The organism is Pseudoneobacillus rhizosphaerae, from assembly GCF_917563885.1.
Lineage (GTDB): Bacteria > Bacillota > Bacilli > Bacillales > Cytobacillaceae > Pseudoneobacillus > Pseudoneobacillus rhizosphaerae.
In genome coordinates this window covers 15,505-28,322 of record NZ_CAKJTG010000013.1, presented here as the reverse complement: position 1 = coordinate 28,322, position 12,818 = coordinate 15,505, and the positions used below count along the sequence as shown (strand labels likewise).

Genomic DNA, 12,818 nt, shown 5'->3' with positions numbered 1-12,818 from the left:
TGGATATGAACTTGTAAGGCAAGAAATATTCAACCAATAATACTTAATGAAATGATAAATAGATTTTGGAGGGAAATGTAAATGTCTGCAAAGTGGGAAAAGTTAGAAGGAAACCGCGGTGTCCTTACTGTGGAAGTTGAAGCAGCAGAAGTAACAAAAGGTTTGGACGCAGCGTTCCAAAAAGTTGTTAAGAAAGTAAACGTTCCAGGATTTCGTAAAGGAAAAATGCCTCGTGGACTTTTTGAACAACGTTTTGGAGTAGAGTCTCTTTACCAAGATGCGTTAGACATACTTCTGCCTGAAGCATATGCTAGTGCTATTGTTGAAACAGGAATCGAGCCAGTTGATCGTCCTGAAATCGACATCGAACAAATGGAAAAGGGACAAAACCTTATTTTCAAAGCTACAGTTATCGTTAAGCCAGAAGTTAAGCTTGGTGAATATAAAGGCTTAGAAGTTGAAGCATTAGACGTTACTGTTTCTGATGAAGATGTAGATAACGAAATTAAAACTCTTCAGGAGCGTCAAGCTGAGCTTGTTGTAAAAGAAGAAGGAACTGCTGAAAATGGTGATACAGTTGTAATCGACTTCGAAGGCTTTGTTGATGGTGAAGCATTTGAAGGTGGGAAAGCTGAAAATTACTCATTAGAGCTAGGTTCTAATTCATTCATTCCAGGATTTGAAGATCAGTTAGTAGGAACAGCTACTGGTGAGTCTAAAGATGTAGAAGTAAACTTCCCTGAAGAATACCATGCTACTGAGCTTGCTGGAAAGCCAGCTGTTTTCAAAGTAACTTTACATGAAATCAAAACAAAACAACTTCCTGCATTAGATGACGAATTTGCTAAAGATGTAGATGATGAAGTTGAAAGCTTAGATGCTTTAAAAGAAAAAATTAAAAACCGCCTAGTTAGCGATAAAGAACACCAAGCTGAGCATCATGTTCGTGATGCCGTAGTTGAAGCTGCAGCTAATAATGCTGAAGTTGATGTTCCAGAAGCTATGGTCGACACTGAGCTTGACCGCATGATGAATGAGTTCGAGCAACGTTTACAAATGCAAGGAATGAACCTTGAGCTATACTTCCAATTCTCTGGACAAAACGAAGATGTTCTTCGTGAGCAAATGAAAGAAGAAGCAGCAATCCGTGTTCGTGCAAACTTAACGCTTGAAGCAATCGCAAAAGCTGAAAATATTGAAGCAACTGATGAAGATGTTGAAAATGAGCTACAAAATATGGCTAAAGTTTACAACATGACTGTTGATAATATCAAAAATGCTTTAGGTGGCGTTAGCGGATTAAAAGCTGATTTACAATTGAAAAAAGCAATAGATTTTCTTGTTGAAAACAAGAAGTAATCTTAAGTTTTAAAGCAGGGCACGATCTTATCGTGCCTTGTTTTTACAATAAAAAAGCTTTTATTCAATCAGACCATTTTGTATCTAAATAGTCTATACATATGAACGAAATCTTGTACTTACGATTTATTTTACTGAAATTTGGTTAAGCTTAATTCGTACGGTATTTTTTTAGTAACGGATTTAAAAGTAAATATATCCATACATATACATATCAATAAAACGACTCTTATCCGAGAGTTATTATTTCCTGTCCGTACATAAAATGTGTTACAATCCAATACATAACATTAAGAAAATTTTAGAAAAGTGGAATAGTTTTTCTTATTTTCTTTTAAAATCCGTAGCTTTAATCAGAGTCAGAAGTTCTCTCAAGGGGTGAAAAAATTTGTTCAAATTTAATGATGAAAAAGGGCAGTTAAAATGCTCATTCTGTGGAAAAACCCAAGATCAAGTTCGTAAATTAGTTGCCGGACCAGGTGTCTATATATGTGACGAGTGTATTGAGCTTTGTACTGAGATCGTTGAAGAGGAGCTAGGAACAGAAGAAGAAGTAGAATTTAAAGATGTTCCGAAACCAAAGGAAATCCGAGAAATTCTAGATGAATATGTTATCGGTCAGGACCAGGCTAAAAAGTCACTCGCTGTAGCCGTATATAATCATTACAAACGGATTAACTCTAATAGTAAAATTGATGATGTGGAATTATCAAAGAGTAACATTGCCATGATTGGACCTACTGGTAGTGGAAAAACTTTACTAGCTCAAACTTTGGCCCGTATCCTAAATGTTCCATTTGCCATTGCAGATGCAACTTCCTTAACAGAAGCAGGATATGTAGGTGAAGACGTTGAAAATATTTTATTAAAGCTCATCCAATCTGCTGATTATGATGTGGAGAAAGCAGAAAAGGGCATTATTTATATCGATGAAATTGATAAAATTGCCCGTAAATCAGAAAATCCATCGATTACTCGTGACGTTTCTGGAGAAGGTGTGCAACAAGCATTACTGAAAATCTTAGAAGGTACCGTGGCAAGTGTTCCACCACAAGGTGGCCGTAAGCATCCACATCAAGAATTTATTCAAATTGATACGACTAATATCCTATTCATTTGTGGCGGAGCGTTTGACGGTATTGAACCAATCATTAAACGTCGTCTTGGACAAAAAGTAATTGGTTTCGGCGGGGATAATAAACAACTAGAAATAAGCCAAAAAGAATTACTTTCCAAAGTATTACCTGAGGATTTATTAAGATTTGGGTTAATTCCAGAATTTATTGGTCGTCTACCAGTAATTGCGAGTTTAGAGCAATTAGATGAAGCTGCTTTAATTGAAATCTTAACTAAGCCTAAAAATGCTCTTGTTAAGCAATATCAAAAGATGCTTGAGTTGGATAATGTTGATTTAGAGTTTGAAGAAGGTGCGCTACTGGAAATTGCGAAAAAGGCAATTGAGCGTAAAACGGGAGCTCGTGGTCTACGATCTATTAACGAGGGCATTATGTTAGATGTTATGTTTGATTTACCTTCACGTAATGATATTACTAAGTGTGTTATTACGAAGGAGTCTGTATTGGAAAATAGTATTCCTAAGCTTGTTCTTGAGGATGGTTCTGTTTTGGAACAGGAACGTTCTGCTTAGATGATTTTTTACTCGCCATATTTTTGTGGCGAGTTTTTTGTGCTTTTTGAAAAGCCCCAAATCACTCAGATTGACTGCAATATTTTTAAAGTTTGTTAAGGAACTATTCCTATAAATCCCCTTCAAATGAATCTTTTCTAAAAATTCCTTGTTTATTCCATCTGGCTTGCGGAGATAATAGCATATATTGATATCGTAATAGTGGGAGGAATAAGATGAGTTGGACGGGAATTGCCTTAATCATACAACTGTTTTTTGGGGTTATTATTGGCTTATATTTCTGGAATTTACTAAAAGGACAGCGGACACAAAAAATTTCGATTGATAAAGAATCTCGGAAAGAAATGGAACAGCTTCGTAAGATGAGGTCAATCTCATTAACTGAGCCACTTTCTGAAAAAGTCCGTCCAAATAGTTTTCAGGATATTGTTGGCCAAGAGGATGGAATTAAAGCCTTGAAGGCTGCACTTTGTAGTCCAAATCCACAGCATGTCATTATTTATGGACCCCCTGGAGTTGGGAAAACTGCTGCAGCTCGTTTAGTGTTAGAAGAAGCAAAAAGAAATCAAAAATCACCATTCAAACCGGCTTCGGTTTTTATAGAGTTAGATGCAACTACGGCAAGGTTTGATGAAAGAGGGATTGCAGATCCTTTAATTGGTTCTGTACATGATCCGATTTATCAAGGTGCCGGAGCAATGGGACAAGCTGGAATTCCTCAACCTAAACAAGGTGCTGTAACAAATGCTCACGGAGGAGTTTTGTTCATTGATGAGATTGGGGAACTTCATCAAATTCAAATGAATAAACTTCTTAAAGTATTAGAGGACAGAAAAGTGTTTTTGGAAAGTGCTTACTATCATGAAGAAAATACTCAAATCCCAAATCATATACATGATATTTTTAAAAATGGTCTTCCAGCTGATTTTCGCCTAGTGGGGGCTACAACGAGAACACCTAGTGAAATCCCACCAGCTATCCGTTCACGGTGTATGGAAGTGTTTTTTAGAGAGCTTAATCAAGAGGAAATTGCTTTGATTGCTAAAAAAGCAGCGGCCAAGGTTAAGCTTCAAATCGCTGATACTGGAGTAGCTATATTATCAAATTATGCTAGAAATGGTCGTGAAGCAGTTAACATTATTCAAACGGCTGCTGGGATTGCGATTACAGAAGATCGATTAAATATTAAAGATGAAGATATCGAATGGGTGGTTCACTCTAGTCAATTAACACCTCGGATGGAGAAAAAAATCAATGATAATTCGTCAATAGGATTGGTAAATGGCTTGGCAGTATATGGTCCCAATTCGGGAGCGTTGCTTGAAATTGAAGTAACTGTTATTCCTGCGAAGGATAAGGGCTCAATAAATATTACGGGTATTGTTGAGGAAGAGAGTATCGGAAGTAGCGGAAAGTCAATACGCCGTAAAAGTATGGCAAAAGGGTCTATTGAAAACGTATTAACAGTGTTACGATCAATGGGAGTACCCGCGAATGATTTTGATATACATGTAAACTTCCCAGGCGGCGTTCCGATTGATGGTCCTTCGGCAGGAATTGCGATGGCAACTGGTATTTATTCTGCGATTTATAAAATCCCAGTTGATCATACTGTCGCGATGACAGGTGAAATTGGAATCCATGGACATGTAAAGCCAATTGGAGGAGTGTATCCAAAGATAATTGCAGCAAAAAAAGCTGGTGCAAAAACAGTTATTATACCAATAGAAAATAAACAATCAATCTTAAATGAAATTAAGGGTATTGATATTGTGACTGTTACTCATCTCGAAGAAGTCTTTGATGTAGCCCTTCATCAAAAACGGTATATTTCGGATTCGATTCCATTACCAATTGATTCAATTCCTGCTTCATTTGATCTTTCGAAAAAAGAGTCTATATAATAAGTTAAAAACTTCGGTTTAGCATAATTAACCGAAGTTTTTTAGTTGGTAGTTAGTCCCTAAACATAAAAAAGGGTAAAAATATTGATAATAGTAAAGAGGTTATCATTAATAAAATGAATAAGGGTTTAATTGTCGATTAAAGAGCCAACTGGCTTCGTTAAAAATAGACACTTTTTCCTAAATACGTTAGAATTGTACAAAGATTGCTTAATAGGCAAATATTACGGTGAAAACTGGAGGTGCTTCGCATGGCGAAACCTAAAGAATACAACGTTCCTCTACTTCCTCTACGAGGGCTGCTTGTGTATCCTACAATGGTGTTACACTTGGACGTTGGACGTGAAAAATCAGTGCAAGCGCTTGAAAAAGCAATGGTGGATGACCATTATATTTTCTTAACAACTCAAAAAGATATATCATTAGATGAACCTGCTGAAGAAGATTTATATTCTATGGGTACATTTACAAAAGTGAAGCAAATGTTAAAGCTTCCTAATGGTACAATTCGAGTTTTAGTCGAAGGGCTAAAAAGAGCAGAAGTAGTAGAATTTTTATCAGATACTGATTATTTTTCTGTTTCTGTCCAAACGTTTGATGACGATGAAAGTAAGGATGCGGAACTTCAGGCTTTAATGCGAACAATGCTTGATTATTTTGAACAATACATAAAAATGTCTAAAAAAATATCTGCCGAAACCTATGCCTCAGTGACTGATATTGAAGAACCAGGTCGCATGGCTGATATTATTTCTTCACATCTTCCTTTAAAGCTAAAGGAAAAACAAACAATCTTAGAGACACTCGATGTAAAAGAAAGAATTAACCGGGTCATCGATATCATTCATAACGAAAAAGAGGTACTAAACCTCGAAAAGAAAATCGGTCAGCGCGTGAAAAAGTCAATGGAACGCACACAGAAAGAATATTATCTTCGTGAACAAATGAAAGCGATCCAAAAGGAATTAGGCGATAAAGAAGGAAAAACAGGTGAGGTTGCCGAGCTTACAGAAAAAATTGAAAAAGCTGAAATGCCAGAGCATGTATTAAAAACTGCTTTAAAAGAATTAGATCGATATGAGAAAGTACCTTCTAGTTCGGCTGAAAGTGCCGTAATTCGCAATTATCTTGAGTGGTTAATTTCCTTGCCTTGGACGCAGGCTACTGAGGATGATTTAGACATCCATAAGGCTGAGAAAATCCTTCACGAGGACCATTATGGATTAGAAAAAGTAAAAGAACGCGTGTTAGAGTATTTAGCGGTACAAAAACTGACTAATAGTCTTAAAGGTCCGATTTTATGCTTAGCAGGACCTCCAGGAGTCGGTAAAACAAGTCTAGCCCGTTCCATTGCCACATCCCTAAATCGCCATTTTGTTCGAGTATCTCTTGGTGGCGTCCGAGATGAATCTGAAATTCGTGGCCATCGTCGAACTTATGTAGGGGCTATGCCAGGTAGAGTCATTCAAGGGATGAAAAAAGCTGGAACGATAAATCCTGTATTTTTATTAGATGAAATTGATAAAATGTCAAACGATTTCCGTGGTGATCCTTCTGCAGCGATGCTAGAGGTATTAGACCCTGAACAAAACCACAGCTTTAGTGATCATTATATTGAAGAAACGTATGACTTATCGAAGGTAATGTTTATTGCGACAGCAAATAATTTATCAACAATTCCTGGCCCATTACGTGACCGGATGGAAATTATCACAATTGCAGGCTACACAGAATTAGAAAAGCTGCATATTGCAAAGGATCACTTACTCCCTAAACAAGTAAAAGAACATGGTTTATCGAAGGGCGTACTTCAAATCCGTGATGAGGCAATTACAAAAATTATCCGTTATTACACAAGAGAAGCTGGTGTGCGTTCTTTAGAACGCCAATTGGCAACTATATGTCGAAAGACGGCCAAAATTATTGTTTCAGGAACCAAAAAGAAAGTTATTGTAACCGAAAAAAGTGTGGAAGAATTTTTAGGAAAAACAATCTTCCGATATGGTCAGGCTGAACTAGAAAATCAAGTAGGCGTTGCGACTGGATTAGCTTATACAACTGTTGGTGGAGACACTCTTCAAATTGAGGTTTCACTAGCTCCTGGAAAAGGGAAGTTAGTATTAACGGGTAAGCTTGGCGATGTGATGAAGGAATCTGCACAAGCTGCCTTTAGTTATATTCGTTCGAAAGCCGGAGAGTTAAACATTGATGAGAATTTCCATGAAAAGCATGATATCCATATCCACGTCCCAGAGGGTGCTGTGCCAAAGGATGGTCCTTCAGCTGGGATTACAATAGCCACTGCATTGGTTTCTGCATTAACAGGAATTCCAATTCGTCGCGAAGTAGGGATGACAGGAGAGATTACCTTAAGAGGTAGGGTATTGCCAATCGGTGGATTAAAGGAGAAGAGCCTTAGTGCCCATCGTGCCGGTCTAACTAAAATTATTTGTCCGAAAGATAATGAAAAGGACATTGACGATATTCCTGAAAGTGTAAGGGAAGATTTAACTTTTGTGCTTGTTTCTCACGTTGATGAGGTTTTAAAGCATGCGTTAGTGGATGGTGTAAATAATGAAGGTAACTAGCTCGGACATTGTCATAAGTGCGGTAAAACGGGAACAGTATCCTGATACGACGATACCCGAATTCGCGCTTGCTGGAAGATCGAATGTAGGAAAATCGTCCTTCATTAATAAGATGCTGAATCGTAAAGGTTTAGCAAGAATTTCATCCAAACCTGGTAAAACGCAAACGTTAAATTTTTACCTTATTAATGAAATTTTACACTTTGTTGATGTACCTGGTTATGGATACGCAAAGGTATCTAAATCAGAACGTGAAGCTTGGGGAAGAATGATTGAAACGTATTTTACCACTAGGGATCAGCTTAAAGCTGTCGTACTAATCGTAGACCTGCGCCATCCCCCCACAGCCGATGACCGCATGATGTATGATTTCTTAAAGCATTACGAAATCCCATGTGTCATCATAGCAACAAAAGCCGATAAAATTCCTAAAGGGAAATGGCAGAAGCATTTGAAAGTTACGAAAGAAACACTCGATATCCATCCGCATGATCATATTATCCTTTTCTCTTCTGAAACAGGTTTAGGGAAAGATGAAGCATGGAAGGTATTGGGAGAATATATGTAAGAAAAAGAGACAGCGGTTAATATCACCGATGTCTCTTTTTTTTTTCTTTCTTAAGTAAAAGATAGATTCCAATCACAATCAATACCGCTGGCCAGAATTTCCACGCTAACGATACTCCATTTTCAATTAAACCAAACCAGTTAACAATTTTATCATAAAATAGAAGCAGTCCAGCTAACACCAGAAACAACAAACCTTGAAACAGCCCTGTCCCTAGCTTTTGGTAACGAAGCAAGAAGCCAAGTGCAATAATTAATATAAACGCTCCAATATGATCAGGCCATAGGGCAAGCTTATTAACGACATGGAAATGTACGCCGAAGCCAAGTAAAATGGTACCTGGTAATATTGATTCATATTCATTTGCCATATAGGCTTGACCAAGAAACGCAATCCCAACTATTATTAAGAGCGTTGGCCAAGTATAAAATTCCTTAAATAGGTTTATTTGCGTCTGTTGCAGGTAAAAATAAGCACCAAATCCTATTAAAATAATTCCTGGAAAAATACGTTGATTTTTCAACCCACTACCACATCCACTTCACTTGAATCTCTTATGTTTTTTTGTTAAGGTACATAAGGAAGGTTTTTGTCGTATTTGTGAATTTTTTATGCTATGTTAACCTTTTTTATTTAAAAAGGTATACAATGATAAAGGTCATTTTCTATTAAAGATAAAATTGGATTTTATTGGACAAGTCACTTTTCTATCATATTAACATAGGTTTTCGGTTTCTGTTCACATTTTTTGCGTAAAAATCGAAATTAGCCATGATATAATCAAACTATATAAAAACAAGTAAATGTATTTAGGGGGTGTTCGGGTAAGATGCATATTTTAGTTGTTGGTATAAACTATAAAACTGCCCCTGTCGAAATCCGCGAGCGGTTAACTTTTAATCCTAATGAATTAGGGGATGCAATGAAGAAGTTGCAAACAAAGAAAAGCATCCTTGAAAATGTGATTATCTCTACTTGTAATCGAACGGAAATATATGCCGTTGTAGATCAATTGCATACTGGTCGATATTATATGAAGGAATTTCTATCAGAATGGTTTGAAATCGAACAGGATGAATTTGTTCCTTACCTGTTTATTTATGAACAAGATGGTGCAATTAATCATCTTTTCAATGTAGCATGCGGTTTAAATTCGATGGTATTAGGGGAAACACAAATTCTTGGTCAGGTACGAACAAGCTTCTTGTTAGGCCAAGAAGAGAAAACGACTGGAACAGTATATAACCATTTATTTAAACAGGCGATTACACTAGCCAAGAGAGCTCATTCAGAGACTGAAATTGGTGCAAACGCAGTTTCAATTAGTTATGCTGCAGTTGAATTAGCCAAAAAGATTTTTGGAACTTTACAAAGCAAGCATGTTTTAATATTAGGTGCAGGAAAAATGGGAGAGCTTGCGATTCAAAACTTACATGCTAACGGTGTTAGTAAAGTAACAGTCATTAATCGCACATTTGAAAAAGCACAAAATTTAGCTAACCGTTTTAATGGAATTGCTAAAACACTTCAAGAGCTACAATGTGCCCTAATAGAAGCGGATATATTAATTAGCTCTACTGGTGCAAATGATTTTGTTATTACGAAAGAAATGATGGCACAGGTTGAAAAGCTACGTAAGGGTAAGCCATTATTTATGGTAGATATTGCAGTACCTCGCGACCTTGATCCAAGGCTTGCTGAATTAGAAAATGTATTCTTATATGATATAGATGATTTAGAAGGTATCGTTGAAGCCAACATGAAAGAACGTCAAAAAGAGGCGGAAAAGATAAGATTCATCATTGAGGCTGAGATTGTAGAATTTAAACAGTGGCTTGCTACTCTTGGAGTTGTTCCTGTTATTTCTGCTTTAAGAGATAAAGCGTTATCGATTCAGGAAGAAACAATGATTAGTATTGAGCGAAAGCTACCGAATTTAACTGATCGTGAAAAGAAAATATTAAATAAACATACAAAGAGTATTATTAATCAGCTTCTAAAAGATCCGATTTTACAGGCGAAAGAACTAGCCTCCGGGAAAGAGGCTGACAAAGCATTGGACTTATTTGTAAAGATCTTTAATATAGAAGAGAATGTAAAAGCCCAGGAAATTGTAAAAAATGCCGAAACCAAATATGTAATGGCCCAAAACGTATCACAGGCTTCCTTACAACCATAAAGAGAGGTTTCGTCTATGTTTGACATGTATTTTACTAGGCTGCACGAGTTGACAGTTATCCTATATGCGTTGAGCGTCCTCTTATATTTTGTAGATTTTCTTCAACAGAACCGGAAGGCGAACGGAATAGCCTTCTGGTTACTTGCATTTGTATGGGTATTACAAACCGTCTTTCTTATTCTTTATATGATAACAACCGGAAGATTTCCAGTTCTAACTATTTTTGAAGGGCTTTATTTCTATGCCTGGGTGCTAGTTACGTTATCATTAATCATTAATAGACTTTTGAGAGTCGATTTTATTGTCTTTTTTACAAATATATTAGGTTTTGGAATCATAGTGATTCATACCTTCGCACCAATGCAATTTGAATCCACCATAATGGCGCAGCAATTAATATCGGAGTTATTGTTAATTCATATCACGATGGCGATTCTTTCGTATGGGGCTTTTTCCTTATCCTTTGTCTTTTCTCTACTTTATTTAATACAATACGATTTGCTGAAGAGGAAAAAGTGGGGAACTAGATTATTGCGTATATCTGACCTATCAAAGCTTGAGCAATTTTCCTATATTTTAAACATTATTGGCGTGCCAATGTTAATTCTAAGCTTAATTTTAGGGATTCAATGGGCCTTTTTAAAATTACCAAATATGATTTGGTACGATCCGAAGGTATTAGGATCCTTTAGTGTGTTAATTATTTACAGTTTTATTTTATATTTGAGAACACGTAAAGGCGTTTCAGGTAAGAAATTATCGTTATGGAATGTTGCATCGTTTTTAATCGTTTTAATTAATTTTTTCCTTTTTGGTCAATTATCATCCTTCCATTTTTGGAACTCGTAATCACTAGGAGGCTCTTATGCGAAAAATTATTGTTGGTTCTAGAAAAAGTAAATTAGCGTTAACACAAACGAATTGGGTCATTCAGCAATTGAAAAATCTTGATGCATCGTTCGAGTTCGAAGTTAAGGAGATTGTCACAAAAGGTGACCGTATTTTAGATGTAACTTTATCTAAAGTGGGTGGTAAAGGCCTTTTTGTAAAAGAAATCGAGCAAGCCATGCTGGATAAAGAGATTGATATAGCTGTTCATAGTATGAAAGATATGCCTGCTGTATTGCCTGAAGGCTTAACAATTGGAAGTATCCCTTTCCGTGAGGATCATCGTGATGTCTTGATCTCTAAAGGTCATGTTCAATTAGAGGATCTACCTGCAGGAGCAAAAATTGGAACTAGTAGCCTACGTCGTGCAGCTCAATTGCTTGTAGAGCGCCCTGACCTTGAAATCAAATGGATTCGTGGAAATATAGATACTAGACTAGCTAAACTTGAAACAGACGAATATGATGCCATTATTCTAGCTGCAGCAGGACTATTTAGAATGGGTTGGGCAAAAGATGTTATTAGCCAATTCCTATCTACAGAGATTTGCTTACCAGCTGTAGGGCAAGGGGCATTATCAATTGAATGTCGTGAAGATGATCAAGAGGTGCGTGAGCTATTAGCAAAGTTCACATGTGAACATACCGATTTAGCTGTTCGTGCAGAAAGAAGCTTTCTTAACAAAATGGAAGGCGGCTGTCAGGTTCCAATTGCTGGCTATGCCTTTATTAATGATGGAAACGAGATTGTCTTAACTGTACTAGTCGCATCTCCTGATGGAAGTATTATTTACAAGGAAGAAGTAAAAGGGACAGATCCAGAAGAATTAGGTACAATTGCTGCAAACCTGTTAATTGCACGCGGAGCAAAGGAATTAATCGATAAGGTAAAAGAGGAGCTTGACCAATAATGAAAGAGCACCTTCCACTTTTAGGTAAAAGTATACTTGTACCTCGTGGGAAAAAGGAAGCGAAAGCTTTTTCATCATTAGTGAGAAAATACGGGGGAGTTCCAATGGAAATCCCTCTCCTTTCTTTTCGACCGATTGTACCAGCAAAAGAAATGAAGGAAATAATGTACAATATTAATACATATGATTGGATTGTTTTTACGAGTAATGTTACCGTCGAAACATTCCTAGCTATAGCAAATAATAGTTATGACATGTTCCCTAAAATTGCTGTTATAGGAAATAGAACAGAATTGGTCCTCACCAGTAAAGGCTATAAGGTTGATTTTGTTCCAGATGAATATGTTGCGGAAGGGTTCGTTCGCGAATTTTTACCATTAGTACAAAAGGGTATGAAGGTATTAATTCCTAAAGGAAACCTAGCAAGAGATTACATTGCGGAGTCCTTAACTGCTGCTGGGGCACATGTTGATGAACTCATAGTGTACGAAACCTATTTACCTGAGGAAAGTAAAAGCCAATTAAAGGATGCAATAAGTGAAAAGCAAATAGATATCCTAACTTTTACTAGTCCATCTACTGTCGATCATTTTATGGAAGTCATAAATGAAAATGGCTTGCAACAATATTTAGATGATTGTCTAATTTCCTGTATAGGTCCTATAACCAAGGAAAGAATTGAATCTGTAGGGTTACGTGTCCATGTGATTCCTGAAACTTATACAGTTGAAGATATGTTAAAAAAAATAATCACTTATTTAGAGCAATGAATTA

Annotated in this window: 10 protein-coding genes; 9 read left to right on the top strand and 1 reads right to left on the bottom strand. The window is 36.7% G+C overall.

The features are described 5' to 3' along the window. Positions 1 to 81 precede the first annotated feature (81 nt). From tig to yihA, 5 genes are all read left to right on the top strand, one after another. Positions 82 to 1,359, top strand: coding sequence for a trigger factor (gene tig, locus LRP83_RS12645; RefSeq protein ID WP_230497060.1), 1,278 nt, complete (start codon positions 82 to 84; stop codon positions 1,357 to 1,359). A 388-nt stretch (positions 1,360 to 1,747) separates the two neighbouring features. Beyond that, the gene (clpX, locus tag LRP83_RS12640; RefSeq protein ID WP_230497059.1) at positions 1,748 to 3,007 is read left to right on the top strand and encodes an ATP-dependent protease ATP-binding subunit ClpX; all 1,260 of its coding nucleotides are present in this window, start codon (positions 1,748 to 1,750) and stop codon (positions 3,005 to 3,007) included. Positions 3,008 to 3,222: 215 nt separating this feature from the next. Beyond that, entirely contained in the window at positions 3,223 to 4,911 is a 1,689-nt protein-coding gene (gene lonB, locus LRP83_RS12635) for an ATP-dependent protease LonB (RefSeq protein WP_230497058.1), read from the top strand. 251 nt (positions 4,912 to 5,162) lie between these two features. Next, positions 5,163 to 7,499, top strand: coding sequence for an endopeptidase La (gene lon, locus LRP83_RS12630; RefSeq protein WP_230497057.1), 2,337 nt, complete (start codon positions 5,163 to 5,165; stop codon positions 7,497 to 7,499). Beyond that, positions 7,486 to 8,067, top strand: a complete 582-nt coding sequence (gene yihA, locus LRP83_RS12625) for a ribosome biogenesis GTP-binding protein YihA/YsxC (protein ID WP_230497056.1) — start codon at positions 7,486 to 7,488, stop codon at positions 8,065 to 8,067. Before lon ends, yihA begins: the two co-directional genes overlap by 14 nt. Positions 8,068 to 8,089: 22 nt before the next feature. Here yihA and LRP83_RS12620 read toward each other — a convergent pair whose 3' ends face one another. Continuing rightward, complete coding sequence (locus LRP83_RS12620; RefSeq protein ID WP_230497055.1) at positions 8,090 to 8,590, bottom strand: LiaI-LiaF-like domain-containing protein; 501 nt, start codon at positions 8,588 to 8,590, stop codon at positions 8,090 to 8,092. Between the two features lie 306 nt (positions 8,591 to 8,896). On the opposite strand from LRP83_RS12620, the gene hemA reads away from it, so the two are divergent. From hemA to LRP83_RS12600, 4 genes are read left to right on the top strand one after another with little or no spacing between them, the layout of a single operon-like run. Further along, the gene (hemA, locus tag LRP83_RS12615; RefSeq protein WP_230497054.1) at positions 8,897 to 10,246 is read left to right on the top strand and encodes a glutamyl-tRNA reductase; all 1,350 of its coding nucleotides are present in this window, start codon (positions 8,897 to 8,899) and stop codon (positions 10,244 to 10,246) included. 15 nt (positions 10,247 to 10,261) lie between these two features. Continuing rightward, complete coding sequence (locus LRP83_RS12610; RefSeq protein WP_230497053.1) at positions 10,262 to 11,095, top strand: cytochrome C assembly family protein; 834 nt, start codon at positions 10,262 to 10,264, stop codon at positions 11,093 to 11,095. Positions 11,096 to 11,111: 16 nt separating this feature from the next. Next, the gene (gene hemC / locus LRP83_RS12605) at positions 11,112 to 12,044 is read left to right on the top strand and encodes a hydroxymethylbilane synthase (RefSeq protein ID WP_230497052.1); all 933 of its coding nucleotides are present in this window, start codon (positions 11,112 to 11,114) and stop codon (positions 12,042 to 12,044) included. Beyond that, positions 12,044 to 12,814, top strand: coding sequence for a uroporphyrinogen-III synthase (locus tag LRP83_RS12600; RefSeq protein WP_230497051.1), 771 nt, complete (start codon positions 12,044 to 12,046; stop codon positions 12,812 to 12,814). Before hemC ends, LRP83_RS12600 begins: the two co-directional genes overlap by 1 nt. Positions 12,815 to 12,818: the final 4 nt, after the last annotated feature.

What these genes read in the sequence shown, in the direction of transcription:
- tig (WP_230497060.1), top strand. Translation starts at nt 82, where the DNA reads ATGTCTGCAAAGTGGGAAAAGTTAGAAGGAAACCGCGGTGTCCTTACT.
- hemC (WP_230497052.1), top strand. Translation starts at nt 11,112, where the DNA reads ATGCGAAAAATTATTGTTGGTTCTAGAAAAAGTAAATTAGCGTTAACA.
- hemA (WP_230497054.1), top strand. Translation starts at nt 8,897, where the DNA reads ATGCATATTTTAGTTGTTGGTATAAACTATAAAACTGCCCCTGTCGAA.
- lon (WP_230497057.1), top strand. Translation starts at nt 5,163, where the DNA reads ATGGCGAAACCTAAAGAATACAACGTTCCTCTACTTCCTCTACGAGGG.
- yihA (WP_230497056.1), top strand. Translation starts at nt 7,486, where the DNA reads ATGAAGGTAACTAGCTCGGACATTGTCATAAGTGCGGTAAAACGGGAA.
- lonB (WP_230497058.1), top strand. Translation starts at nt 3,223, where the DNA reads ATGAGTTGGACGGGAATTGCCTTAATCATACAACTGTTTTTTGGGGTT.
- LRP83_RS12600 (WP_230497051.1), top strand. Translation starts at nt 12,044, where the DNA reads ATGAAAGAGCACCTTCCACTTTTAGGTAAAAGTATACTTGTACCTCGT.
- LRP83_RS12610 (WP_230497053.1), top strand. Translation starts at nt 10,262, where the DNA reads ATGTTTGACATGTATTTTACTAGGCTGCACGAGTTGACAGTTATCCTA.